The 26,565-nt window shown below is 31.4% G+C and carries 22 protein-coding genes; 19 read left to right on the forward strand and 3 right to left on the reverse strand.

The window, feature by feature from the left end; genetic code table 11:
• Positions 1–159: 159 nt before the first annotated feature.
• The 9 genes from BS101_RS09065 (at position 160) to BS101_RS09105 (ending at position 7,900) form a co-directional block, all read left to right on the forward strand.
• The gene (locus BS101_RS09065) at positions 160–420 is read left to right on the forward strand and encodes a hypothetical protein (RefSeq protein WP_073538532.1); all 261 of its coding nucleotides are present in this window, start codon (positions 160–162) and stop codon (positions 418–420) included.
• 343 nt (positions 421–763) lie between these two features.
• Positions 764–1,072 (forward strand): hypothetical protein, encoded by a 309-nt coding sequence (locus BS101_RS09070; protein WP_073538533.1) that lies wholly within the window; start codon positions 764–766, stop codon positions 1,070–1,072.
• A gap of 323 nt (positions 1,073–1,395) precedes the next feature.
• Complete coding sequence (locus BS101_RS09075; RefSeq protein ID WP_073538534.1) at positions 1,396–1,764, forward strand: YHS domain-containing protein; 369 nt, start codon at positions 1,396–1,398, stop codon at positions 1,762–1,764.
• Positions 1,765–1,862: 98 nt separating this feature from the next.
• The gene (locus tag BS101_RS09080) at positions 1,863–2,096 is read left to right on the forward strand and encodes an SHOCT domain-containing protein (RefSeq protein ID WP_073538535.1); all 234 of its coding nucleotides are present in this window, start codon (positions 1,863–1,865) and stop codon (positions 2,094–2,096) included.
• A 236-nt stretch (positions 2,097–2,332) separates the two neighbouring features.
• Positions 2,333–4,567: a heavy metal translocating P-type ATPase gene (locus tag BS101_RS09085; protein ID WP_073538536.1), complete on the forward strand. Its 2,235-nt coding sequence runs from the start codon at positions 2,333–2,335 to the stop codon at positions 4,565–4,567.
• A 40-nt stretch (positions 4,568–4,607) separates the two neighbouring features.
• Positions 4,608–4,823: a heavy-metal-associated domain-containing protein gene (locus BS101_RS09090; protein WP_073538537.1), complete on the forward strand. Its 216-nt coding sequence runs from the start codon at positions 4,608–4,610 to the stop codon at positions 4,821–4,823.
• 380 nt (positions 4,824–5,203) lie between these two features.
• Positions 5,204–5,875, forward strand: a complete 672-nt coding sequence (locus tag BS101_RS09095) for a response regulator transcription factor (protein ID WP_073538538.1) — start codon at positions 5,204–5,206, stop codon at positions 5,873–5,875.
• The gene (locus BS101_RS09100; protein ID WP_073538539.1) at positions 5,872–7,299 is read left to right on the forward strand and encodes a sensor histidine kinase; all 1,428 of its coding nucleotides are present in this window, start codon (positions 5,872–5,874) and stop codon (positions 7,297–7,299) included. The genes BS101_RS09095 and BS101_RS09100 overlap by 4 nt, the downstream gene beginning before the upstream one ends.
• A gap of 136 nt (positions 7,300–7,435) precedes the next feature.
• Positions 7,436–7,900, forward strand: a complete 465-nt coding sequence (locus tag BS101_RS09105) for a hypothetical protein (RefSeq protein ID WP_073538540.1) — start codon at positions 7,436–7,438, stop codon at positions 7,898–7,900.
• Between the two features lie 124 nt (positions 7,901–8,024).
• Here BS101_RS09105 and BS101_RS22305 read toward each other — a convergent pair.
• Positions 8,025–9,433 (reverse strand): IS3 family transposase gene (locus tag BS101_RS22305; RefSeq protein ID WP_242951439.1). Its coding sequence is split into 2 segments (ribosomal slippage): positions 8,025–8,956 and positions 8,956–9,433, totalling 1,410 coding nucleotides; the frame shifts between segments, so codons are not numbered across the junction.
• 363 nt (positions 9,434–9,796) lie between these two features.
• On the opposite strand from BS101_RS22305, the gene BS101_RS23260 reads away from it, so the two are divergent.
• From BS101_RS23260 to BS101_RS09140, 5 genes are all read left to right on the forward strand, one after another.
• Positions 9,797–10,039 (forward strand): hypothetical protein, encoded by a 243-nt coding sequence (locus tag BS101_RS23260; RefSeq protein WP_073538543.1) that lies wholly within the window; start codon positions 9,797–9,799, stop codon positions 10,037–10,039.
• A 66-nt stretch (positions 10,040–10,105) separates the two neighbouring features.
• Complete coding sequence (locus BS101_RS09125; RefSeq protein ID WP_073538544.1) at positions 10,106–10,342, forward strand: SHOCT domain-containing protein; 237 nt, start codon at positions 10,106–10,108, stop codon at positions 10,340–10,342.
• A gap of 254 nt (positions 10,343–10,596) precedes the next feature.
• Positions 10,597–11,202: a metal-dependent hydrolase gene (locus BS101_RS09130; RefSeq protein WP_073538545.1), complete on the forward strand. Its 606-nt coding sequence runs from the start codon at positions 10,597–10,599 to the stop codon at positions 11,200–11,202.
• Positions 11,203–11,648: 446 nt separating this feature from the next.
• The gene (locus BS101_RS09135; protein WP_073538546.1) at positions 11,649–14,456 is read left to right on the forward strand and encodes a cell wall-binding repeat-containing protein; all 2,808 of its coding nucleotides are present in this window, start codon (positions 11,649–11,651) and stop codon (positions 14,454–14,456) included.
• A gap of 175 nt (positions 14,457–14,631) precedes the next feature.
• Complete coding sequence (locus BS101_RS09140) at positions 14,632–15,801, forward strand: iron-containing alcohol dehydrogenase (RefSeq protein WP_073538547.1); 1,170 nt, start codon at positions 14,632–14,634, stop codon at positions 15,799–15,801.
• A 392-nt stretch (positions 15,802–16,193) separates the two neighbouring features.
• Here the strand turns inward: BS101_RS09140 and BS101_RS09145 are convergent, their stop codons facing one another.
• Positions 16,194–17,378, reverse strand: coding sequence for an IS110 family transposase (locus tag BS101_RS09145; protein ID WP_073538548.1), 1,185 nt, complete (start codon positions 17,376–17,378; stop codon positions 16,194–16,196).
• A 397-nt stretch (positions 17,379–17,775) separates the two neighbouring features.
• Between BS101_RS09145 and BS101_RS09150 the strand changes: the two genes are divergently transcribed.
• The 5 genes from BS101_RS09150 (at position 17,776) to BS101_RS09165 (ending at position 24,749) form a co-directional block, all read left to right on the forward strand.
• Positions 17,776–19,041 carry an IS110 family transposase gene (locus tag BS101_RS09150; RefSeq protein ID WP_073538549.1) on the forward strand — a complete coding sequence of 422 codons (1,266 nt, stop codon included), beginning with the start codon at positions 17,776–17,778 and terminating at the stop codon, positions 19,039–19,041.
• Between the two features lie 351 nt (positions 19,042–19,392).
• Positions 19,393–19,767 (forward strand): thioesterase domain-containing protein, encoded by a 375-nt coding sequence (locus BS101_RS24225; protein ID WP_083585678.1) that lies wholly within the window; start codon positions 19,393–19,395, stop codon positions 19,765–19,767.
• The gene (locus BS101_RS24230) at positions 19,755–20,141 is read left to right on the forward strand and encodes a thioesterase II family protein (RefSeq protein ID WP_431732550.1); all 387 of its coding nucleotides are present in this window, start codon (positions 19,755–19,757) and stop codon (positions 20,139–20,141) included. Before BS101_RS24225 ends, BS101_RS24230 begins: the two co-directional genes overlap by 13 nt.
• On the forward strand, positions 20,141–21,124 hold the full coding sequence (locus BS101_RS09160) for a SagB/ThcOx family dehydrogenase (protein ID WP_073538550.1): 984 nt from the start codon (positions 20,141–20,143) through the stop codon (positions 21,122–21,124). The genes BS101_RS24230 and BS101_RS09160 overlap by 1 nt, the downstream gene beginning before the upstream one ends.
• Positions 21,125–21,167: 43 nt before the next feature.
• Positions 21,168–24,749: an AMP-binding protein gene (locus BS101_RS09165; protein ID WP_073538551.1), complete on the forward strand. Its 3,582-nt coding sequence runs from the start codon at positions 21,168–21,170 to the stop codon at positions 24,747–24,749.
• A 243-nt stretch (positions 24,750–24,992) separates the two neighbouring features.
• Here the strand turns inward: BS101_RS09165 and BS101_RS09170 are convergent, their stop codons facing one another.
• Positions 24,993–26,375: a DDE-type integrase/transposase/recombinase gene (locus BS101_RS09170; RefSeq protein ID WP_207649442.1), complete on the reverse strand. Its 1,383-nt coding sequence runs from the start codon at positions 26,373–26,375 to the stop codon at positions 24,993–24,995.
• Positions 26,376–26,565: the final 190 nt, after the last annotated feature.

The following is a 26,565-nucleotide window of genomic DNA, read 5'->3' on the forward strand; positions in this document are numbered from 1 at the left end:
TATATGTAGGAATTATGAAGTTAAACTTATGTATGAAATATCTCACATAGTATCTTTTTAATTATAATTTTTACTTTAAATTTTATTTCTCCATAAGATCTATATATGTTTTTAGTATTATTAATACAAATAATAAACTACCTATTTGGAGGTAAAAATATGCGTTACTTAAATCATGGAAATCATTCACATGAGAGTAGTGAAAATTTTGATGCTAATAATATATATAGTACTAATCACAAGCATAAAAACTATCATTCAATACTTATGATTGTGTGCTGTCTGCTTCCTTTAGTAGGGATTATTGCTATTAACTATTTTAATATTGAAAACAGATATCTAGCTTACTTCTTATTCTTATTATGTCCTTTAAGCCATATGATGATGTCTATATCTGAAAAAAGAGAAAAACATAAGTAGCAAAATCACCTCATATTCTCGGACGTAATCATTATGAAACTGCATGCAACATATTCTATTTGTCAATAATAACAAAATTCCTTTATGTATAACTTATTAGAATCTTCATAAAATCTCCATATTAATTATATATAATTAGTATTATTTCAGTAATTTAAATAAATATTCACATTTCAATTGAAACGAGAATCATAATAATGCAAAAATTAAATCCGATAGATTAATGAATAAGTTATTAATTTATTTACTGGTAATATGTTCTTTAAGTAGAAGTTATTATTTAACGTCCAGCGGGGTAAATAAGAAGATATTAATTATATAATAAGTGGGAAGGTAATAAATTATGGTAAAAATTGACAATAAGGTTCTGAATTATGTTCAGGGTAAAAATTTATGTTTTGTGGTATTCATTAAGAATACATCAATAGATTGCGATTGTGGTAACATTCATAATGATGTGAAAACTGTTAAAATTAGGGTTTTATTTGAAACTGACATAATAGACGAGGAGTTATACGATATTTATAAATATAATAATATTAAAGTATTTGTTTTAAAGGATTTAAAGATCGTTGGGGATATAAATATTTATCAAAAAGCAAAAATACCTTTTATAAAACCTATATTTGGAATTAAAGGTATCACAGCTTAATAATATCTTATTAAATAAACAACCCTGCTGATGGATTTAATCATGAAAAACAAATATTGAATAAAAAGAGGCTCCTATTGTAGAATAGAAGTATTTCTATAATAGGAGCAATTTACATGCTCATATTTATCCGAACGCGGCAATTAGCCAATACTCCCATCCTCATCAAAGTGGAAGATAAGCACTGCTACGCCCCAGGATAAGTTCTTCTAAGGTAAGTTAATAAATCTTCATTTTATCTACATAACTCTGCTATATACTATACACGAATAATAAAAATTAAAAAATTTGACATGTTTTAATATTGAAAAGAGGTGTTTAGTTTGGAATTCTTAGCAAATAACTGGTTCTACTTTTTAATATTTGGAGTAATGATATACATGATGTCCAAAGGAGGAGGATGTTGTGGAGGCGGGCATACAAATCATAATGGATATGGAGATTCTCATGAAGGAGGATGCTGCGGAGGCGGGCATGTGAATCATAAAAATATGAAGAAAGATTATGAAGAACACAGTGTAGGATATATTGAAAATTCAGTAGATATGGCACGAGATCCTGTGTGTGGCATGTATGTGTCTAAAAAGGATGCCCTATGCCGAGTAATAAATGGTAGGACATATTATTTTTGCAGTCAGAATTGTGCTGATAGGTTTGAAAGAAAATATGTAATGAAAAAAGAAGTTATATAGCAAATTTCAATAATTAGTAAAGCGAGTATAATAAGGTATTCTATTTGTAAAAATAGAAGTATATAGATTGAACAAGAATTTTAGGAGGAGGGATTAATATGATGCACGGATATTGGGGATGGGGAATGATGCCTATGATGATTGTATGTCTTTTACTTATAATCGCTATAGTAGTATTTTTCATAAGATCATTTAATGGTAGAAGCGGTTACCGAAATGACAGAAAACCAATTGAAATACTGAATGAGAAATTAGCATCCGGTGAAATAAGTGAGGAAGAATATAAAAGAAAAAAGCAAATATTAACTGAGAAACACGACATTGATAAATAGTTACAGACAAACAAAGTCATGATCACTTGTAAAGTAGAACATCATAAAATAGGAAGTCTGATATAACACATTTACTGTTTATCGGATTTCCTTGTGCCTTTGTAACATTTAAAATGGCTTAATGCCGAAGCCTTTGAACATAACAAAGGAAGCGAGAAGATAGATGAAATTATAGAACTTTTATCAAAAATAATTGTTAAATAGCACTTGTTTATGTTTATAGGGAGGGAAAATACATGGAGGCTAAATCATTTAAAATAGAAGGAATGACATGTGCATCTTGTGCTAAAGCAGTAGAAAGAGCTGCGAAAAAGCTTGATGGCGTTATAGAATCAAGTGTTAATTTAGCCACTGAAAAATTAATTATAAGCTATGAGCCCTCAAAGATAAGAGTTATAGATATAAAGAATGCAGTAGAAGAAGCTGGTTATAAGGCAATGGAAGAAGCTGCAGTAGATATGGATAAAGAGAGAAAAGAAAAAGAAATAGAACTCTTATGGAAGAAGTTCATTATATCTGCCATATTCACAGTACCCATACTTTATATGGCAATGGGTCATATGCTAGGACTTCCACTACCTGATTTTGTTAATCCCATGATGAATCCAGAAGTATTTGCTTTAACACAATTATTCTTAATTATACCTGTTATAATTGCAGGTAATAGATATTACACAATTGGGTTTAAAACACTATTTAAAGGAAGCCCTAATATGGACTCACTTATTGCAATAGGTACATCCGCAGCAGTTCTTTATGGTGTATTTTCAACAGTTAAGATTATCGGTGGAGATGTAAGTTATACTAAAGACTTATATTTTGAGTCAGCAGCAGTAATTATTACTTTAATAACTCTTGGTAAATATTTAGAATCTGTTTCTAAGGGAAAGACCTCTGAAGCTATCAAGAAACTTATGGGACTTGCTCCTAAAACAGCCATAGTTATAAGAGACGAAAAAGAAAGAGAAATTACTATTGAAGAAGTAGAAGTAGGAGATGTAATAGTAGTTAAACCAGGAGAAAAGATACCTGTTGACGGAGAAGTTATTGAAGGTATTACTTCAGTAGATGAATCAATGTTAACAGGTGAAAGTATTCCGGTAGAAAAAAATGCTGGAGATAAAATTATTGGGGCAAGTATAAATAAAAATGGAACTATAAGATATAAAGCTACTAAAGTTGGTAAAGATACAACACTTGCCCAAATTATAAAGTTAGTAGAAGATGCTCAAGGTTCCAAAGCTCCAATTGCAAAACTTGCAGATGTTATTTCAGGGTACTTTGTCCCTATAGTTATATCTTTAGCAGTTATTTCAGGTTTAGCATGGTACTTCTTTGGTGGAGAATCAGGAATATTTTCACTTACAATATTTATATCCGTTTTAGTAATTGCTTGTCCATGTGCCCTAGGTTTAGCTACCCCAACAGCAATTATGGTAGGTACAGGTAAAGGAGCAGAATACGGTGTTTTAATAAAAAGTGGTGTAGCACTAGAAACTGCCCATAAGATACAAACTATAGTATTTGATAAGACAGGTACTATAACAGAAGGAAAACCAAAGGTTACTGATATAGTTACTGTAAATGCTATAACTCAAAATGATTTATTACAATTAGCTGCATCATCAGAAAAAGGTTCAGAACATCCCCTTGGCGAGGCGATTGTCAAAGGCGCAGAAGAAAAAGGACTAGAATTTAAGAAGCTTGATTTCTTTAGAGCTATTCCTGGGCATGGGATTGAAGTCAAGATAGATGGTAAAAATATATTACTCGGAAATAAAAAACTCATGGTCGAAAGCAGAATATCATTAACAGGATTAGAAAAGGCTTCAGATAACTTAGCAGAAGAAGGTAAAACTCCAATGTATATAGCTGTAGGTGAAAAAATAGCAGGAATTATAGCTGTTGCAGATACTGTTAAGGAAAATAGTAAAAAGGCAATAGAAAAGCTTCATAATATGGGAATTGAAGTAGCAATGATAACTGGAGACAATAAAAGAACTGCCGAAGCTATTGCTAAACAGGTAGGAATAGATAGAATTCTAGCAGAAGTTTTACCGCAAGACAAAGCGAGTGAAGTAAAGAAACTTCAGGATGAAGGTAAGAAAGTTGCAATGGTTGGTGATGGTATAAATGATGCTCCAGCACTAGCACAAGCTGATATTGGTATAGCTATAGGTTCGGGAACAGACGTTGCTATGGAATCAGCAGATATAGTTCTTATGAGAAGCGATTTAATGGATGTTCCCACGGCTGTGCAATTAAGTAAAAGTACTATAAGAAATATTAAGCAAAATTTATTTTGGGCATTTGCTTATAATACAGTTGGAATACCGGTTGCAATGGGAATCTTACACATATTTGGAGGCCCACTATTAAATCCTATGATAGCAGGAGCTGCAATGAGCCTTAGTTCTGTATCAGTTTTAGCTAATGCTTTAAGATTAAAAAGATTTAAAACAGCTAGATAAATATTTAAATATAATTATATGAAATTAGGAGGAATATAAAATGAAAAAGAAGATATCAATTAAAGGAATGACTTGTAGACATTGTGCTATGCATGTTGAGGAGGCACTAAATGAAATATGTGGAGTAAAATCTGCAAAAGCCGACCTTAAAGAAAAAGATGCTGTAGTTGAGCTTGCACATAATGTAGATGATGAAAAATTTAAGACAGCTATAGCTGATGCTGGTTATGAAGTAGTCACAATAGAGACAGTATAAAGATTTAAAGACAGTAGGTAGATTTTTGAATGAATTCAATAGCTACTTAGAATCACAGGTAAGACAACTAAAATAAGGAGTGATAGCATATTAATAGTGTATTTTGTTTTTAGGAATTAATAGTGCTAATTTAGATTAAAGCTGTTGGTAAGAATTTCAACAACAGCCTTTTCATTTTTTGTATGTTATAGCATTTGGAATTTTGTAGGTTTATTCTAGGCTTTGTTCCAAGGGTTCTAATAACCCTCAATGAGCCTATAAGCAATTGATTTGCTGGAGACTTAGAAACAATAAATGTTGATATGTGGTAATTTTCATAAAACTTTTACAATATAGTGATATAATAAAAATTTAAATTTTTATTTAGAGAAGGTGATATAGTGGATAAAAGACATATTTTAGTAGTTGATGATGAAAAAGCGCTGCGAAGTTTAATGCGAGATTACCTTATAAAAGCAAATTACAGCGTCTCAGAAGCTGCAAATGGAGAAGATGCTGTAGAAGTATTTTTCAATCAAAAAATTGATTTAATCATACTTGATATAATGATGCCTAGAATGAATGGTTATGAGGTGTTGACAGAGATTAGAAAACACACAGATGTTCCTGTAATTATGCTTACCGCAAAAGATGATGAGGAAAGTGAAATATTAGGTTTTAATCTCAAAGCCGATGATTATGTAACTAAGCCGTTTTCGGCAAAGGCTCTTATGGCAAGAATAGAAGCGGTTTTCAGGCGTTATTTAAAAGAAGGGGAGCATGAAAGAATAGGAGTTCTAGAATATCATAAGAGCAAGTATGATATCATATTGGATAATAAGCCATTGAACCTGACTAAAAGGGAGTTTGAATTGTTTACATATTTATTTATAAACAAAGGGATTGTTTTAACCAGAGAAAAAATTTTAAATAATGTCTGGGGATTTAATTATGAGGGAGACATTCGAACAGTGGATGTATATATAAAAGAACTTAGAAAAAAGCTGACTAATAAAGCTGATTATATAAAGACCATAAGAGGGGTAGGGTATGAATTTGAGGTGAAACAATGAAACGATCTATTAAGATGAATATGTTTTTCGTTCTCAGTGGTCTCATTTTGGTAATGGTGCTTTTGTACTATATAACTAATGCAGTATTTCTTGAAAAATATTATACGTATAAAAAGATAAGTTTTATGACAAGCAATTATGAGCATCTGCACCAGCTATACAGTAATAACAACAATGCTTTTGAGGAAGAATTAAATACTCTTATCTACGATCATAATATAAATATTTTTGTATATCCTCAGGAAGATATGACATCTGGAATATTCCCAAGGATTCTTACACTTCTGAACAGCAAAGCATTGATACAAAGAAGTAGTATATTAAAAAAGACTGAAGATTATACCATTAGAAAAATATCCCTTAAGAAAATGTCTTCTGAAATTATTTTATTTGCTGGAAACTTAAAAGGCAATGAGAAATTAATAATGTATCTCCCAGTAGCATCAATTAGCAGCAGTGCGGAAATCTTTAATGAATTTTTGTTATATGTAGCACTAGCTGCATTAATAATAGGTATAGTAATTTCAATTATTATGGCAGAAAAGTTAACCAAGCCAATAACTGAAATTTCTAGAATGTCTGAGAACATGAAATTACTAGATTTCACCGGCAGGTATAAGGGAAATAGAAAAGATGAAATACAGGATTTGGGAGAAAATATGAATGTACTTTCCAAAATATTAGACAATACCATAACAGAGCTTAAAAATAAAAACAATAAGCTGGCACTTGATATTCATCAAAAAGATAGGATTGAAAAAATGCGTAAGAAGTTTTTACAAAATGCCTCACATCAGTTGAAGACGCCTATTACCATTGTAAAGGGCTATGCGGAGGGCCTTATGGATAATGTAGCGGATGATGAGGAAAGCAGAATAAATTATGCATCCACAATATATAAAGAAGCGGAAAACATGGAGGAATTAGTCATGAAAATCCTATCCCTTGCCCGTCTTGAAACAGATGACTATAACCTAAAATTAGAGCGTTTTGACATAAATAAACTTATTGATGAGGTCATTGAAAGGTATGCTCCACTATTTGAACAACGTCAGATAATACCTAAATTTATTCATTATGATAAAGTTTTTGCTTATGCTGATAGAAATTTGATTTCCGATGTTGTATCTAACTATTTAACCAATGCTATTCATCATGTAGATGAAAATAAGGAAATAAATATTTCTGTGAGTATATGTAAAAGTTACACACGAATTGAGGTCTATAATTCTGGCAAAAATATTCCCCTAGAGGAAATAGAAAATATTTGGCAGAGTTTTTATAAACTTGAACATAAAGATGGATATAAAGGAAGTGGTCTAGGTCTTTCTATTGTTTCTGCAATAATGGAATTGCACAATTGTGAATATGGAGTTGTAAATCAAAATAGAGGAGTTGTATTCTGGTTTCAATTGGGAAGTTAATTTTTATAAAAATAATATAAAATACGGTATTACTTTCATAAAAGTTTCATACTGCTGTCCTATACTGAAATTGTAAAATTAAAAAAAGATTTTACAAAAATAAAAAACGTGCCAGAAGCACAAGGAGGTTTTAAATATGAAGAAGGCAAAATTTTTATCAGGGGTATTAGCAAGTGCACTGATTTTAAGCAGTACAGCAGTATTTGCGGCTGACAATCAAAAACAATCACAAGGTGATGGGATAACTGCAGCGCAGCAGGCGAGCAGTTCATCTTTACAGCTTACTGAAAAATTGAATACAAGAATTGAGGAAGCAGTGTCATCAGGTAAGATCACGCAGGAGCAGGCGGATAAAATAAAAGAAAGACTGAGTAGTTCCCAAACAAAATCTAAGCTTCAGGCTTCTTTTAATGGAGACATGGGAAAATTAACAGAAAGACTGGATACTGCAGTGAAGGAGGGCAAAATAACACAAGAACAAGTAGATAAAATACTAGCAAAGCTTAATCAGAGAAAAGCAGATGTGAAAAGTAAAATTGATGCAGCTGTAAAATCAGGAAAAATAACACAGGAACAAGCGAACAACTTTCTTAATAACTAATGAAGTAGCAACTTTAAAATCCTAATTTACTATTACAAGCATAAAAAGCACCTAATTTCTTATTTGAGGTGACCCCTTAAAGTTAGACTTTATTGCGTATCAGTTTTTACTGGTACGCAATTTGTTATGCAATATTAAGCCAGATCCTGTATTCTACAGGACTCATCCAGTTTAATGATTGCTTAATTCTTCGTTCATTATAATATCGTATATATTCTTCAATAGCAGATTTCAACTCATCGTAATTATAATAAACAACACCATAATACATTTCTTGTTTCATAATCCCAAAGAAGTTTTCCATTACTGAATTGTCATGGCAATTCCCTTTACGTGACATACTTTGATATATTCTGTTTGCTTCTAAAGCGTGTGCATATGCCTTCATCTGATAAGCCCAACCTTGGTCAGAATGAAAGGTTCTGCGATACTTGCAGTCAACAGTTATTTCTATGGCTTTATTTAAAGCATTCATTATATTTACTGCGGAAGGATTCTGTGAAATTCCATAACTTATGATCTCTCGATTATACAAGTCCATAAATGGGTCAAGATAAAGTTTCTTTATTGCCATTCTTCCTTTTTCATCAACCTCATAATACTTAAATTCAGAAGTATCTGTAGTGATCTTTTGATGTGGAATACTCGTGCCAAATCGACGACGAAGCCTGTTTGGTGTGACCTTACCCACCTTACCTTTATATGAGCTATATTTTCTGCTCTTTCGGGTAAATGAAGTTACCTGAATTCCCAATTTCTGAACAATCCGTTGTACTTTCTTGTGATTCACAGCTATCCCTTGTTTCTGCAATTTACCATAAATTCGTCTATATCCAAAATCTTTATGTTCTTTACGAATCTGAAGAATTAACTGTTCTAGTTCCTCATCTGGATTTTTACGATTAAATCTTTGTTGCCAGTACATATATGTGGCTTTCGGATAACATGTAATTGCGAGAATATCTTTTAATTTGAATTCTCCTCGGAGGCTGTGGATGATTCTCGCTTTTTGTTCTGAGGTATTCCCTCTAAACGCAGCCTCCTCAGTTCTTTTAAATAGGCATTCTCGATTCGTAGTTTAAGATTTTCTTCTTCAAGTTGTTTAAGGTATTCTGCATCTGTATTTATTTTTCTACTCTTATCAGAACTAATATCTTTCGGTTGTACCACTTGTGGTCGCCGCCCTTTCATTTTGGGTTTCAAGGCATCAGGACCAGCTATTCTGTAATCATTTACCCACTTGCTTATTAATGCTGGATTATTTATTCCAACTTGTAGGGCTAATCCCTGATATGAAACTTCAGTTGTTAAGTATGATTCTACAACATGGAGCTTAAAATCTAAAGAGTAAGTTTGATTTTCTCGTTTTCTTATTAATCCATCAGACCCAAACGCATTGTATGCTGCAATCCATTTTCGTAAATCTTTTGTAGAAGGAATATTATATTTTTTTGATAGAAAAGAAACGCCTCCTGCACCTTCTAGATATTCTTGCACAACTTTCATCTTAAATTCATAACTATATTTTGCCATATAAAAACCGACCTCCCATCAGCTAGCGTTTATGTCTAACTTCTGGGGGTCGGTTCATATTCCACATTAGGTGCTTATCTGTTTTTTTGTACGTTTTTGTATTTCTTTAAAAATATCCCTTAGATAGTTTTTTATCTTTATGAATATAGACAATTTTGCTTTTTACACATTCATATTTATCTCAGGTTTTTTTCAACTTTTGATTTAACCCACTTTATGCTCACAGTTAAGAGGTCTAATAAATAAATTTTAAGGTGAGTTAATAAATCTTCATTTTATCTACATAACTCTGCTATATACTATACACGAATAATAAAAATTAAAAAATTTGACATGTTTTAATATTGAAAAGAGGTGTTTAGTTTGGAATTCTTAGCAAATAACTGGTTCTACTTTTTAATATTTGGAGTAATGATATACATGATGTCCAAAGGAGGCGGATGCTGCGGAGGCGGGCATACAAATCATAATGGATACGGAGATTCTCATGAAGGTGGGTGCTGCGGAGGTGGGCATATGAATCATAAAAATATGAAGAAAGATTATGAAGAACACAGTGCAGAATATATTGAGAATTCAGTAGATATGGCACGAGATCCTGTGTAAGGCATTTTATTTGTAAAAATAGATAAGTATATAGATTGAACAAGAATTTTAGGAGGAGAGATTAATATGATGCACGGATATTGGGGATGGGGAATGATGTCTATGATGATTGTATGTTTTTTACTTATAATCGCTATAGTAGTATTTTTCATGAGATCATTTAATGGTAGAAGCGATTACCGACGTGATAAGGAACCAATTGAAATATTGAACGAAAAATTAGCATCCGGTGAAATAGGTGAAGAAGAATATAAAAGAAAAAAGCAAATATTAACTGAAAAATATGACATTTCTAAGAATTAATTGTATCAATCTAGGTTAAGGCTGTCGGCAAGAATTTCAACAACAGCATTTTCATTTTTTGTATATTAGAGCATTTGAAATATCATATATATAATGTTAATAAATTAAAAATATTATATAAAATATATATTTATTAATTAAATCCATTCGATAATTTAGTTGATATACACTTCAAACAAAGGTTTTTAAGCTGGCTTCTTAAGAACAAGGAAAGAAACCTAATAAAAAATGAAGTGATTTTTTGGAGGGTGATTATGACAGGAAAGACACATGCAGCGGTGGGACTTTGCGGAGCGGCGTTTTTATTAGTTCCTAAAACAAGTATAGAAACTTCTATTATAGGTTTGGGTTTTGTGGTATTGGGATCATATGCCACAGATGCAGATTTGAAAATGTCTAAAGCAGGCCATGTTATAAGTGATATTATACATATGGCTATTTTGTTGTTAGGATTATATTTGGCGGATACATATCTGTTTCATTACAATGTTATAAATTTAATAAGTAAAAATATGCCCGGGCCGCTGAAAATAATAGGTATTATATTTATAATTGGCTCAATAGTTTTGGGAAGAATAACAGGTCATAGAAAATATATGCACAGCTTATTAGGCTTTATGACCATGACTATGGGAGTATGGCTCATTGCAGGGGAGTTTGCCGTTTGGTTTGCACTTGGATATGCACTGCATATGTTATTTGATTTATTAAATGAAAAGCCAGAATATCTATTATTTCCATTACCTGTGGGAGGTTTCTGCTTTTCACTGGTCAGTTCTAGAGGTGCGGCAAATACTATGATATCTATTATTAGTTATACTGCTTTTTTGTTTAAAATAGCATACATATGTATAACTTAAAACATTTTTATAAGCATTTTTAAACAGAACAGGCAGCTTACCTTGTGGGTCAGCTGTCTATTTTGTGTTTGTTTTTTGAAAGACAAAAGATTAGTATTTTGTTATTAAGTGATTCAGAGGTTCAGGTGGAGTTTGCTATAGAGAAATGCTTATTTCTACCTTTGAAAAAATGAAGTATTAGTAATTCTGGCCTTCGGATTAGAGTGAAATTATATCACTATATAACAAAATCATATCACTATATAACGCATAATTGTCTTTAAAATATAGTTGAAGTTTTGATAATATAAGGCATTATAGCAATATCTAATTTTAAAGTTATATACACAGGGGCATATTGTTCTTGTACTTGTTATCCCATAAAATATGGATAGATAATAATTTTCATTTAATAATTTTTTGAAAAAATTATTTTGCACTAACAATATAATTTAGGGGGGAGCTACATGAAAGAAAAAGGTAAAAAAACTTTATCTGTTTACAGTATAATGTTACTATTGGTATTTAGTTTTATATTCTCGATAAATGTAAAAGCTGAAAATTCATCATCAATAGGTATAAACAGGATAGGAGGAGCAGATAGATATGAAACAGCTGTAAAAATTGCCCAAGCAGGCTGGCAGTCATCTGATTATGCAATATTGGCAAACGGAGAGAATTATCCAGATGCCCTTTGTGCCGTTCCTTTAGCAAAAACTAAGGATGCTCCGGTGCTTCTGACCACAGGAAGTAATTTGAACCAGGATTCACTGAATAAGATGAAAGAGCTAAAAGTTAAGCACGTAATTGTAGTTGGCGGAAAAGGAGCAATATCGGACAATATTATAAGTGACATAAAATCACAGGGCATATCTGATGTAGAAAGAATAGGTGGACAAAATAGATATGAAACTTCCGTAAAAATAGCTGAAAAGCTAGGGACTGTTACTAAGGCGGTTGTTACCAGCGGGGAGGGATATGCAGATGCACTTTCAGCATGTACTGCTGCGGCTATAGAGAAAATGCCAATACTTTTAACAAAGAATACCGATTTACCAGATGTAACAGCAGATTACATAAAATCAAATCCTCAAATAACCACAACTTATATAATAGGAGGAACGGGTTCTATAAGTACTTCTGTTGATAATGAACTTCAATATCAAAAGAGAATTTATGGTCTTGACAGATATGAAACAAATGCCGCAGTATTAAATGAATTTGCTTCAGATTTTGACTTCAAAAATGTTTATCTGGCACTGGGAAATGGAGCTACAGGCAGTGAATTTGCAGATGCCCTTACTGGGGGAGCTCTAGCAGCTAAAATGAAAAGTCCTCTTGTAATAACAGGAAAAACTTTGAGTTCTGCTACAGAGAAATTTATTAAAGAAAAAATCTATAAAGACTGCAATCTTACAGTAATAGGTGGAACAGCTAATATATCTGATTCGCTGGCTCAACAAATTAGGGATTCCTCTGGGGCTTCTGAAACCTCTGAATCACCTACAGGCGGCAGCAGTAGTGGTGGAGGATCTGGAAGTTCAAGTTATAAAAATATTACTTCAGCAGTAAAAGAATATTCTTCCTATAAAGATATTGTAAGCAGTATAAACAATGGTGAATATTTTAAATTAGAAGATGATAATTCTGACACCATGAACCTACAATTAAAAAAAGATAATGTAAATCCCATTCAAGGTGTATTTCAAAATGCTGTGGATGTATATACTAGTACAGGGACTGTAGATGAACAACAGATAAGATATGATGTAGAAAAAGTAAATGAGGAATGGGATGTAATATATGGAAAAAATATTACCGTAAAAATTGGAGAAGATACTAAAAGTTTAAGTGCTTTTTTTGGAAGTTTAGGCTCCAAATATTTTGATAGTAATGGTAAATTAAATGCAGATATAATAGTAGAACAGGTAAATAAAAAGCTTGGAAGTGATTATGATTACGATGATTTTAGGACAAATTTAATTGAAGGTATAAAAAACTATTTTGATAATAATTCATCATTAGAGAAGAATTCATTGCAACTTAAGATTATGGGATTGAAAGTAAATAGCATTAAAAAAGGTACATCTACTTTGTATACTTCTACTTCTTATGGAAAAGATGCTTTAAATAAATTGATAGATATATTAATACCATCTGCAGATACAGATATTACTGGAGTGTATACTATTTATATAGAAGGAAATAACTATATAAAAATTGATGTTAAAAATGCAGATACTGCGCAACCCGTAAAAATGGCAATGGATATTAACTATTATTTTGTAGAGAATTCAGAAGGGAAACTGGAAGTGTTTAATACATCAGATGGACAGGGAGTTAGTGTTAAATCAGGCAGTAAGGTTTATGTACCGATGTTTGATAAAACCATTGACATACCTGGGGAAGGCGGATTGTTACAAGAACAGATAGATTGGATGACCAATAAAGAATTTTATACTTTTACTGGAAGGGAAACTTCAGATAACTCTATGATTAAATCCATAAATCTCACAGAGGAAGACCCTGCTAAGTTTAATGAAGCGTATCCTGATGGGGATTTTAAAGCTCCGGTTCATTGTTTTGTAATAGAACTTAATGATACAGTGCCAACAGATGGTGCTCCAGTAACTTTCGATGCTGATTTTCAGGCCACAGAAGAAGGATTAAAAGGATATAATGATCTAAATGGGGAAACAGAAGGATTGGCTTCCAGTATTAATTTTATATTCCAGGGCAAGCTTAATATAGCTTCTGCAGCACAACCTGTAAAAATGGCAATGGATATTAACTATTATTTTGTAGAGAATTCAGAAGGGAAACTGGAAGTGTTTAATACATCAGATGGACAGGGAGTTAGTGTTAAATCAGGCAGTAAGGTTTATGTACCGATGTTTGATAAAACCATTGACATACCTGGGGAAGGCGGATTGTTACAAGAACAGATAGATTGGATGACCAATAAAGAATTTTATACTTTTACTGGAAGGGAAACTTCAGATAACTCTATGATTAAATCCATAAATCTCACAGAGGAAGACCCTGCTAAGTTTAATGAAGCGTATCCTGATGGGGATTTTAAAGCTCCGGTTCATTGTTTTGTAATAGAACTTAATGATACAGTGCCAACAGATGGTGCTGCAGTAACTTTCGATGCTGACTTTCAAGCCACAGAAGAAGGACTAAAAGGATATAATGATCTAAATGGGGAAACAGAAGGATTGGCTTCCAGTATTAATTTTATATTCCAGGGTAAGCTTAATATAATTGATTAAATATTTATAGAAAATTTTTAGGCGTATTTTAAAGATCTATTTTACATTTTTTAAAATCTTAAGTATCGTGAATTTCTAAATACGCCTAAAGTTATAGAATGTGTCTTTTTATATATTTATAATTGTAGTTTTTGAATTTTGAGATTTAAAATTTAAATTAAAGGGGAAATTATCTATGAAAATTAACTTTGCAGCACCTAATAATGTAATATTAGAAAATAATGCTGTAAATAATATTGCTGCAGTTGTAAAACAGAAAAATGCAAAAAAGATTCTGTGTGTTTTTGGAGAAAGAATTAAAGCGACTGGTATTTCTGATATGATTATTGATACTTTAAAAAGCGAAAACGTAGATGTAATAACTTATGAGGGAGTAATTTCAGAACCTCCTAAATACATAGTAAAAGAAATTTATGAATTAGGCAGAGAAAAGCATATAGATGTCATAATAGCAATTGGAGGCGGAAGTACTATTGATGCAGCTAAAGCCGCGAATTTAATGCTAACTAATAATATGAATATAGAGGATATGTTGTTATATAAGAAGATAATTAAAAATAAAGGCAAATTTTTTATTGCAGTTCCTACTACAGCTGGTACAGGAAGTGAAGTAACTGGTGCAGCTGTTATAACTGATGAAAAACTAAAGAAAAAATTAATTCTAATTTCAAATTTTATAGTTCCAGATTTGGCCATAATTGATCCCATTTTAACATTAAAATTACCTAAAGATATAACTGTATCTACAGGTATAGATGTGTTTTCACATGCTTATGAAGCGTATACAAGCAGTAATGCTAATGATATGTCAGATACTCTAGCACTAAGAGCATTTAAAATTGTAGTGGATACATTACCCCAACTTGTTGATGATTTAAATAATGAAATTTTTAGAGAAAAAATGAGTTATGCGAGCATGTTGGCTGGCCTAGCTTTAAATGGGGCAGGATCTGGTATGGGACATACCATAGCACATTCCATAGGTGCTAAATGGAATATAGCTCATGGGTATGCTTGTGCACTGGCATCGCCGGAATCTATTAAAAACTTGGCCTTGTATATCCCACATAAAGCAGAAAAATTACTATATATACTGAATGACAGTACACAATATGAATCCTTGGGAGAAGAATTAAGTGAACAATTTATGAAGTTTAATGAAAAAGTAGGGGTACCTAACATTGAGGAATTAGGGATAGATTCCTCCAAAAATTTAGATATAATAAATTCTATAGCAGATGATGTGATTAATATGACGGCTTTATTTGGAGGAGATATTACACAGATAGATAAAAACAAAATAATGGAACAATATTCATTAATATTAAATAGGATAATTTTTTAAATTGATTTATCTAAATGGGGCAATTAGCCAATACTTCCATGTTATTCAAAGGTTTATTCAAAAAAGTGGTTTTATTATATTCAAAAATAAGGTAAAGTTGAAATATGTAGAAATATGTTGTATTATTTTACTTTACTGATAATATTTTCAGTGATATAATTTAGCATGTATTGATAATGACATTCATTATCAATACATGCTAAATTTATTTTTACAAAAAGTAAATTTAAAGAATTAATTGGCGAATTGTCTTTTTAAATAAGCAGAAAGACCAACTATAATAAGTCAAGTACTTTTTAAAAAGAAGTTATATTAAGTTTATGATTTTAAAAACTGTATGACAAAAAGACTTGCACTGCTACAAGTTTGAAATGGTTATAATTGCAAAAAAATTATGAGGTTTCTTTAATCTCATAAGGTTTATTGTTTTTTAGAACAGCATAAGTGATATGGCATAGTTTTCTGGAAACTGCACCAATACAGGTTAAATGATGTTTGCCTTCGACTCGTTTTTTCTGGTAGAAGGCATTTAAAACAGGATCATTGAATGCAGCTACTAACGCAGCCTGGAACAAAGCTTTACGCAAGTAAGGCGAACCTCTTTTACTCATAACATTATGTATGTTTTCATATTCTCCTGATTGAGAAACAGAAGCATCAATACCAGCATAGGCAACGAGCTTTTTTGGTGAATCAAATTTATTAATATCACCTATTTCACCTAGTATTGTGGCACCAGTAACAGGACCAATTCCTGGAATTGTTGTAATAGGTGATTCTAAAGAAACCATAAGTTTTTTGATTTCAGTTTCGGTATCTTTTACCTGCTGTTCAATGAAAGACATCTGCTCAATTAGAGCTTTTAGCTGGAAGGAGAAACTATCCTTGCAGAAGGTAATACCAAAGGAATTGGAGGCAGTTGATTTTAACTTTTCAGCTTTTGCGTCACCTATTTTCTTGCGACTTAGTTCTGCAAGAAGTTGTGCCAGAGTATCAGCAGAAATAGATTCAAAATCGCTGGGTGAAGAGAACTGTAAAAGAATCTCTTTTGAGGTCTTACCAAATATGTTTGAAAAAATAGATTGATATTCAGGAAATACCTGATCAAGGACACAAATAATTTTTCGCTTTAAATCGGAAATGGATGATACTAAGTATCCACGGAATCTCGTTAAGGTTCTTAAGGAAAAAATGGTTTCATCAGAAAGCACTGTTTCAACAAAAGAGCCGTAGCGTATTAAGTCTGCGATTAAAATAGAGTCAATAGTGTCATTCTTTCTTTTACGGATTTCAGTACCTTTACGCCATCCATCTGTTTGAATTGGATTGATGACATGAATAAGGAAACCTTTATCGTATAAAAAAGAATAAACGGCTAACCAATAGTGCCCAGTTGCTTCCATACCAATTTCGAAATTAGCAGGATTATCAGAATGGCTGGTAAGCTTAGAAAATAAGGCTTCGCCACCCTCAGAAGTATTAGGAAAAGAAAATGCCTTGAATGCAATCTTACCTGCATCATCCATCATGGAAGCAACATGATTATTTTTACCAATATCAATACCTAAGTAAAACATAATATCACACCTTTAAAAGAGTATTTTAGATTGGGAATCCCCTTATCTAGTAAGCGTCACTACCTCGTGATAAATACGAAGAAATACCAAATGGTATTCAACATCCAACTCATTCGCGAACTGCTTATTAGAAAGAGGTATCAGTCTTTCGAGTACGAGTTCTAAGACTCAAGGAGAAAGCGATAATCCTCTCAATCTAATAAAACAATTATCTCTCAATTAGAGAGAAAACTAAAGAATAGGTTATAGGTTTTCCTAATGAAATAACCTAAATATATTATACGAGTATTCCTGTAATAAAGAGTTTTAGACTTTGAATGAAATAAAAAAACCTGATATAAATATATTGTGTCACTTGCAAGAAGACAACAACAATCTATATCAGGAGGAAAACAATATGAATAATCGAATTATAGTTCCTAACACATTAATATTAGGGATAGACATAGCAAAGGAAAATCACTATGGTCAATTTGTAGTAAATGGTGAATATATAAAAAAGCCGTTCCTTATAAAGAATACCAGAGAATCTTTCGAATGTCTATTAGATTCAATCAGACAATTAAAGGCGAAATATAACTTAGATTATGTATTAGTAGGAATGGAGCCAACAGGTCACTATTGGAAGAATCTTGCTTACTACTTAAAAAGTCAAGGGATAGAGCTATGCTTGGTCAATCCATATCATGTTAATAAAATTAAGGAGCTTGAAGATAATAGTCCAACTAAGAATGACAAAAAAGATGCCAAGATTATTTCTAAACTTATATATCAAGGTCAATACCTAAACTGCATGTTTGAGGAAGAACTCTACGTAAATCTTCGATTATGCAGCAACAATAGGCAAGAGCTAAAAAAACAGTTTATCTCAGAAAAAGTAAGACTAATAGCGCTATTAGATGAATACTTTCCAGAATTTAAAAAGATGTTTTCAGATATCTTAGGAAAGTCCGCTTTATGTATACTGAAAACATGTCCTTTCCCACAAGATATAGTGAATATAGGAGTTTCTGAGCTTACTCAAAAGCTTCTAGATGCTACACATAATCGTGTTGGATTTAAGAAAGCAGAGCTGGTTTTTAATGCAGCTAAAACTTCAATAGGAGTGCCTGTAGGGCTTGAAGGGGCCAGATATAGATTAAGGCTTATTTTAAGGCAATTAGAAGCTTTACAAAAGGAACTAGATGATGTGGAAAAGCTCATGGAAGAATATCTTTTGCAGACAGGTTATTCAGAATATTTACTTAGCATAAAAGGTGTAGGCATAGTAACAGCTGCGGGTTTTCTAGCTGAAATTGGAGACATATCAAAATATGACAGCTATAAGCAAATACAGAAAGTGGCAGGACTTAACTTGAAAGAAACCAGCTCTGGCATGAAAAAAGGTAAAACTAAAATTAGTAAAAGAGGTCGTTCAAATTTAAGAAATATTCTATATCAGGCAGCAACTGTTATGGTAGCTAAGAATACTGCATTTAAAGAAATATATACCCATTTAACGAAAAGACAGGAAAATCAATTAACCGGAAAACAAGCAATAGTTGCACTAAGTGTAAGACTTATAAAAGTTATGTACACTTTATGCAAGAAAAAAACAACATATACACATGACAAAGTTCATGGGTTGACAAGTTATGGTATATTGAAATTTATAGTTCTTTAAGAGTAAGGTAAAGCGCGTTCAAACCCCCATAAGGGCTTAATTGACCCAGTATACGAGGATTAATGCTAGCACCTGCTCTAAAATGCAGAACGAAGGAATGTAGAGACATAGATATGTACTCCGTGAGACATGGTAGGGTAAGCATTAGAGCTATATAGGTGTGTTTCCTTCAAAATATTGGAATATCACTTACACTCTTATGCACACGTTCAACCTTCTCCATCCAGTATTACCTATATATTCAATATACTCACATATTTAAATTTAACCACTTGTTTATAAATAATGAAATTCTATGAAAATAGAAGTAAATAAAAGATAAATTAAAATTTATTGAGGTAGGAGAAAAAAATGACAAAAAATATTAAACTTTTTTGTTTGCCATATGCTGGGGGCACATCTATGTATTATATGAAATGGAAACAATATTTATGCAGCAATATTGAAGTATATCCTCTAGAAATGGCAGGAAGGGGAAAAAGATTTGGTTCAAATTTGTTTGAGAATATGTATGATGTTGTAAAGGATCTATTTAGTATATTAGCAAAAGAATTAGATAAATTAGGTGACTTTGAATATGCATTTTTTGGACATAGCATGGGAACTGTTATAATTTATGAACTAATGAAAAAAATAAAACAATATAATTACAAAGAACCCATACATATATTTATGTCTGGTAGAGTTCCACCTAGCTTTCAGGAAAAAAAATTATTTACAATTTAAGTTATGATGAATTTAAAAGAGAAATATCAAATTTAGGGGGAGTACCTGATGACATAATTAATAACAATGATGTATTTGATATATTTCTCCCTATATTAAGAGCAGATTACAAAATAATCGAAACTTATAAATTTTCAAAATCCCCTAAATGGAATTTTGACATTTCAGTATTAAATGGGAGAAATGATCCAGAGGTTGAGGATTATTATATTTCTAAATGGGACATGTATACAAATAAAAAATGTAATTTTTATTTATTTGATGGAGGTCATTTCTTTATTAATGAAAATACAGTTGAAGTTGTAGAGAAAATAAATAATATTCTTATTAGAAATTTAGGAGAAAAATCTTTTTTCAAGGAGGCTAAAATTTAGTGTTTAACAATGAAAAGTTTTTTTGGTCACCTGCGGCAAGATGGGAAAAAAAAGATGGTCAGGTAAAGATTGAAGTATTTTGCTATAAAGATTATATTGTTGAGTTATTTCCTGAATTCTATTTTTTTACACAGAAAGGTGTTTATGTAAATGACTTAATTGATAAATTTCCGAAATATGATAAGGACAGATTAAAAAGTTTTATACAGGATTTAATTAGAAAAAAGATATTAGTTGATTCTCCACTTATACCTCATGAATTATTTTATAGTGGAAATTACCTTTTTCAAAATAAACATAGTGAAAATATAAAATATGATAAATTAGAATTTGAAAATTTTAAGAGTATGCAGTTAAATAGAAATTACAAAACGCCTAAGGGTCTGAAGATAAATTTATATAGTGATGAGCAATATCCCTATTGTATAAGTGAACGAAAAACATGCAGAAGTTTTAATACAAATGAAATAATTAGTTTTGAAGTATTCTCAAAATTAATAGCTGTTTTTAGACAAAGAAGAATTAATGGACAAATTAAATATTACTATGCTAGTGCTGGAGGACTTTACCCTATAGACATATATATTTATATAAAGGAGAAGAGAGTAGAAAATTTAAAACAAGGTCTTTATTATTATAGTCCTTTAGATAATTCAATAAATATTGTAGATGAATGTTGTCATGTAAACAAAAATGCACACTATTTTATGAATCAATCTATATTTAATCAATCGGCTTTTTCAATTTTTTTTATTTATAATATGGAAGTTACAATGCCTAAATATGGTGGTATCGGATATTTATATTCGTGTATAGATATAGGTATAATGGTAAGTTCACTTACTTTTGTTGCAGGACTATATAATATTGGTTTATGTTCTATAGGAGATATGAATTTTCATAAAATAGAAAAATATTTTCAGCTTAATAAAAATCAAGTTTATATACATACAGTGGAATTAGGACTGAAGTTAGAAGATTAAAGTTATTACATTGCTGTAAAATTTATGGAAGGAGTATTACGAAATGGATTCTTATGTAAGATCGGAGAAGCTTGAAATCAAAAATTTTCCAAAAGAATTGTCGACTTTATTAAAAATAGCTGGTGACTTTTCCAGAATAAATGGAAGAGGGATATATTTTATTGAAGAAGATGAATCGGAAATATTTTTGCCGTATTATAAATTGTATGAAAATGCAGTAAGATTATGCAGTGGATTACAGAAATTAGGTGTAAAAAGGGGAGATAAGTTAATATTTCAGTTAAAAAGTGAATTTAATTTTATAAATATGTTTTGGGCATGCATAGTAGGAGGATATATACCGGTTCCTCTCCCAATTTCAAATATATATTCTTATAATTCACAAGATCTAGTTAGATTTTTAAATGTTACAGAGCAGCTATCACATCCTAAAATTATTTCTGAAAAATTATTTCAAGAGTTCTTCAATGAAGGTGCATACAGTAATTTAACTGTAATATATTTTGAAGATATTGATAAATCCTATGAACAGAATAATAAAATTCAGCTGCCTTTGCCATCTGATATTGCTTTTATTCAATTTTCCTCGGGAAGTACAGGAAATCCTAAAGGGGTTATACTTACACATAATAATTTAATTCATAATATATTTCAAATTAATGAAAAAAGTAAAAGTACCAATATGGATTTTATGGCTAATTGGATGCCACTTACCCATAATCTGGGATTAATCGCTCTTCATATTGCACCTTTAGGTGCTTTTAGTAATCAAATTAAGTTCAATACAGAGCTATTTATTAAAAAACCTGAATTATTTATGAAAAAAATAACTATTTATAAAGCTACTATGTCGGGCTTCCCTAATTTTGCATTATCCTTGCTTTTAGAAAGAATACCAGATGATGAATCTCAAAATTATGATTTATCTCATCTCAGGCTTATTTATAACGGTGCAGAACCTATATCAAATAATGTAATTCAAAAATTCAATAAAAAGTTTTCCAAATGGTATTTAAATAAAAAGGCTATGCATGCTACCTATGGAATGGCAGAAGCAAGTGTTATCATCTCTCTTCAGGATATGGATGATTCTATTATCAGTCATAAAATTATAAGAAATGAATTTTCGTTAAATAACAATATTATATATTCAGAAGACAATGAAGATACTATAGAATTTGTTGATGTGGGATATCTGCTGCCAGAAATGGAAGTCAAAGTATTGGATGATGATGATATTTTATTGGAAAATGAAAAGGTAGGTAATATTCTGGTAAAGGGTCCTAATATAACATCTGGATATATTAATGATGATGGAATGAATGAAAAATTATTTCTAGATGGATTTCTAAGAACGGGAGATTTAGGATTTGTTAAAGATGGAAGATTGGTAATAACAGGACGCAGAAGAGATTTGATCTTTTTTAATGGGCAGAATTTCTATGCTCATGATATAGAACATTTATGTGAAGAAATTGATGAAGTTGATTTTGGACAAGTGGCTGCATGTGGGGTTACAAATTATAAAAATGGTAGTGAGGAATTAATAATTTTCATACAATTTAGGGAGGAAATTAAAAATTTTAGTGAAGCTACCTTAAGAATAAAAGAATATGTAAATAGAAGAATAGGACAAAGTATTACCCATATATTGCCTGTAGAATATATACCTAAAACTGCAAGTGGGAAGATACAAAGGCAGGAGCTTGGACAGAGGTATTTGAATGGCGAATTTCATGATATCATTTTAATGATAAATGAAGAAATAAAAAACTGTAATAATAAAAATAATACAGCAAGAAATAAAATAGATTTTGATTTAATAAAGTTATGGGGCAGAATATTGAACTTGGAAAACATACGAATTCAGGATGATTTTTTTAAACTTGGAGGAGATTCTCTGAAATTAATTCAAATATGTTATGAAATAAGTAATATATATAAAGTTGATATAAATTCAAGTGAGTTTATAAAGTTAGGTAATATTTTAAATATAAGTGATTATATTCAAAATAATAAAAATTTAATAAGTGAACAAAAATATCCTGTATCAGCACCCGATACTAAAAATCTTAATGTTCCATTTCCTTTATCCGAAGTACAGTCTGCCTATTTTACAGGGAGAAACAGTGGATTTGAAATGGGAGGGGTATCAACTCATATATATTATGAAATAGAAACAAAGCTGGATATAGATAAATTTAACCAAAGTCTCAATAAGGTAATAAAACATCAGCCTATGTTGAGGGCCATAATTCTTGAAAGTGGCCAGCAGAAAATACTTGAAAGTGTGCCAAAATACAATATAAAAGTGGAAGATATAAGTGAACTCAATTATGACAGCCAGCAGGAAAGAATATTGGAAGAAAGAGATAGGATGTCTCACTATATATTTAAAACAGATATATGGCCTCTATTTGAATTCAAAGCTTTTAAGACAAATATCAACAAATACTATATGCTTATAGGATTTGATCTTTTGATATCAGATGGGACTAGCATGCGTATATTGGTGAAAGAAATAATAGAAAATTATGATTGCTTTCATAAAGGCTACCAAAAGCTTAAGTTTAATTTTAGAGATTATGTAACGGCATGCGAAGAATTTAAGATATCAAAAGTTTATGAAAATGATAAAAAATATTGGATGGAAAAACTCAAGGATTTTCCACAGGCACCTAAACTGCCTTTAAAGCAGGAGCCTTCAGAGGTGGCAAGCCCTCATTTCAAAAGACAGAATAAAATTATAAGTAAAAATATCTGGGAGAATATAAAGAAAAAGGCCAAAGAAAATAATATAACTCCTTCCGTACTTTTGTGTACAGCCTATGCACAGATACTAGGCCACTGGAGCAATGAACCTCATCATGCGATAAATGTGACTGTATTTACAAGATATCCTTTCCATGAGGATGTAAATAAAATCATAGGGGATTTTACATCAGTAATGTTACTTGATGTAGATTTAAAAACCGGTACATCTTTTTGGGAAAAGGCATCAGAGGTTCAAAGTTCTATGATGGAAGCGCTGGAGCACAGACACTACGATGGAATTAATTTTATAAGGGATATATCAAAATATAATGGATTGGGAGCAAAAGCTGTAATGCCTATAGTGTTTACAAGTCTACTGTTTTCCATGGACAATGAGGAAAAAGGAGTAGGATTTACAGAACTTGGGGATATAAAAATGGGAGTAAGCCAGACATCACAGGTATATCTGGATTATCAGGTAATGGAGATAGGGGGAAATTTATCTATAACATGGGACTATGTAGAAGAATTGTTTGAAGAAGATATGATAAATACCATGTTCCAGCAGTATGTAAAGCTGGTGGAAAGTTTACTGGAACACAGGGAATATAGACTTCAGGCAGAAGAAGAGACAATAAAATTTATAGATAATTATAACCACAGGGAAGAATTCATACCTGAAACCACCCTTCAGGAGCTGTTTATGAAAAAGGCAAAGGAATGCCCTGAAAATACAGCTCTCATATTTGAAGACAGAAGTATGAACTATAGGGAACTGGATATTAAATCAAACCAGGTAGCCCATTACTTAAAACAGCAGGGATTTGGCAGCAGTGACTTTATAGGCATAGGTAGTGTAAAAAGTTTATGAAAAACTATAAAATAATAAATTTTTAGGGCACCCATAAATGTAAGTTTGTTACAAATAACCGCAGTTGCCCTTGACAAACATTATCCAAATTTTGTTTTACCTTGAAGAGGGCGAAGGGAAAAGATATAAAGACATGACAAAAAGCCCTCTGAAAACCAATTTTAAAATTTGTCTAATTCGGTTTGTCAAGGGTTCGCTGACGCCAACAGCTGCTTTAGGGCTCAGCTAAATAGATATAAAATCTTAGGAGGTAGCCTGTGATATACAATAGTCTTGAGCTAGTTCAACAAGCTTACACCAACGAGCTGGCATGGTTTGAAGACTTTGAAGTACAGGTATTTGAACTGGAACCTTATGATTAAGTGTTGAATGAGTTCTTAGAAAATTAAAATATGCAGCAAATAATGTTACAAATGCTATAGAACCATCTGAACTATTAAAACCACAGGTTGTCCTATAACTGCCTTTAAAGGTTCTATTAAGACGTTCAATTATCTGTTTTAAAGGTCTGTATTCCTTTGAAACGTCATCATTGTTTGTAAGACCTATGACTTGAGTAATATCGAAGTTAATGTCTTCGCTTGCGAAAAAATGTTGTGCCAACAAGTAGATTGGATTACCATCAACAATGAAATTTAGTTTTTTAGGTATATCCTTAAGCTTTGATAAAACGTCGTCTAAAGCTTTAACTGCTGAAAGAGTATCTCTATTTGGTGAAACTCTATAAGAAAGAATAATTTTCTTAACAGAGTCAAAGAAAAAGAAGATATACTGCCATTTACCGTTAACTTTTATGTATGTTTCATCACCACAAAAAGAATTAGATAACTCATAATTGTAGTTATCAACAAAGGGCTTTACCACATGGGATACAGCATCAGCGTAGTTTAAAACTGTTTGATGAGATATTTTAATACCGTGAATATCCCTCATTATTGAAGCCGTCTGTCTTGAAGACATATGGTAGTTTATGTAGTAAGACATAATTAATCCTAAAGTATGAGACGAAACCATTATTTTAGGCAGACTAATTTTAGATTTAACAGGGCTTTTACTGCTAAAAGGCTTATAGTCAAAAGTAAATTCCCTAGTTATATATCTAACTTTATAGTTGTGAGGGTTATTTTTAAAGTCTTCTCTTTCTTTTTTAGTCATTGAAGCTAAATTGGTTTTATAAAAATCACACTCATCATTCTTACATTTATGCACATAAAAGTCCTTGCGAGTTTTGATTTTTTCAAGTGTTTTACCACAGTAAGGACATTTTAAAATAACGGACTTTTGAAAATAATTTTTAGGGTTAAATACTGTGTTGCATACCTTACAAAGGTATTGACCTCTGCCACCATTATTATCGTAAAGATACTGGTGGGGAGCACCACATTTAGGACACTTAACTTCTTTAGGAATGATAGTTTTATTCTTACGTGGCTTAACAGGTGTAAGTTCTTTCTTGTGACTTTCAAAATAGTTATGTAGAAGAACTTTATAATCAAGCTTTTCAGGTATTTCAAATATAGGTATTTTGTCTACCTGAAGCTTTCTATATTCCTTTTTTACTGGTTCGTCAGAGGCAGGGGTAAACATGGGTTTGCCAACTAAAAGAATAAATAATAGGTTAATCATATTGTGTAGGTAAATAATGTATTTAACAAGAAACTCGTTAATCATGCTTGTAGCTTGCTCCTTTCTTCTTTGCTGGAAATTATGACTTTGCAAATCACTAATTTACCCTAAAAGTTTGGGGGGAGCAAGTTATTTATATAAAATTGTTAAAAATAAAAGGGTTACGTCAGAAATTATATTAAAATTTTTG

The organism is Clostridium kluyveri, assembly GCF_001902295.1.
Classification (GTDB): domain Bacteria; phylum Bacillota; class Clostridia; order Clostridiales; family Clostridiaceae; genus Clostridium_B; species Clostridium_B kluyveri_B.

Coding starts and splice junctions, on each gene's coding strand:
- BS101_RS09065 (WP_073538532.1), top strand. CDS start 160: ATGCGTTACTTAAATCATGGAAATCATTCACATGAGAGTAGTGAAAAT.
- BS101_RS09070 (WP_073538533.1), top strand. CDS start 764: ATGGTAAAAATTGACAATAAGGTTCTGAATTATGTTCAGGGTAAAAAT.
- BS101_RS09080 (WP_073538535.1), top strand. CDS start 1,863: ATGATGCACGGATATTGGGGATGGGGAATGATGCCTATGATGATTGTA.
- BS101_RS09085 (WP_073538536.1), top strand. CDS start 2,333: ATGGAGGCTAAATCATTTAAAATAGAAGGAATGACATGTGCATCTTGT.
- BS101_RS09090 (WP_073538537.1), top strand. CDS start 4,608: ATGAAAAAGAAGATATCAATTAAAGGAATGACTTGTAGACATTGTGCT.
- BS101_RS09100 (WP_073538539.1), top strand. CDS start 5,872: ATGAAACGATCTATTAAGATGAATATGTTTTTCGTTCTCAGTGGTCTC.
- BS101_RS09105 (WP_073538540.1), top strand. CDS start 7,436: ATGAAGAAGGCAAAATTTTTATCAGGGGTATTAGCAAGTGCACTGATT.
- BS101_RS09125 (WP_073538544.1), top strand. CDS start 10,106: ATGATGCACGGATATTGGGGATGGGGAATGATGTCTATGATGATTGTA.
- BS101_RS09130 (WP_073538545.1), top strand. CDS start 10,597: ATGACAGGAAAGACACATGCAGCGGTGGGACTTTGCGGAGCGGCGTTT.
- BS101_RS09135 (WP_073538546.1), top strand. CDS start 11,649: ATGAAAGAAAAAGGTAAAAAAACTTTATCTGTTTACAGTATAATGTTA.
- BS101_RS09140 (WP_073538547.1), top strand. CDS start 14,632: ATGAAAATTAACTTTGCAGCACCTAATAATGTAATATTAGAAAATAAT.
- BS101_RS09145 (WP_073538548.1), bottom strand. CDS start 17,378: ATGTTTTACTTAGGTATTGATATTGGTAAAAATAATCATGTTGCTTCC.
- BS101_RS09150 (WP_073538549.1), top strand. CDS start 17,776: ATGAATAATCGAATTATAGTTCCTAACACATTAATATTAGGGATAGAC.
- BS101_RS24225 (WP_083585678.1), top strand. CDS start 19,393: ATGACAAAAAATATTAAACTTTTTTGTTTGCCATATGCTGGGGGCACA.
- BS101_RS09165 (WP_073538551.1), top strand. CDS start 21,168: ATGGATTCTTATGTAAGATCGGAGAAGCTTGAAATCAAAAATTTTCCA.
- BS101_RS09170 (WP_207649442.1), bottom strand. CDS start 26,375: ATGATTAACCTATTATTTATTCTTTTAGTTGGCAAACCCATGTTTACC.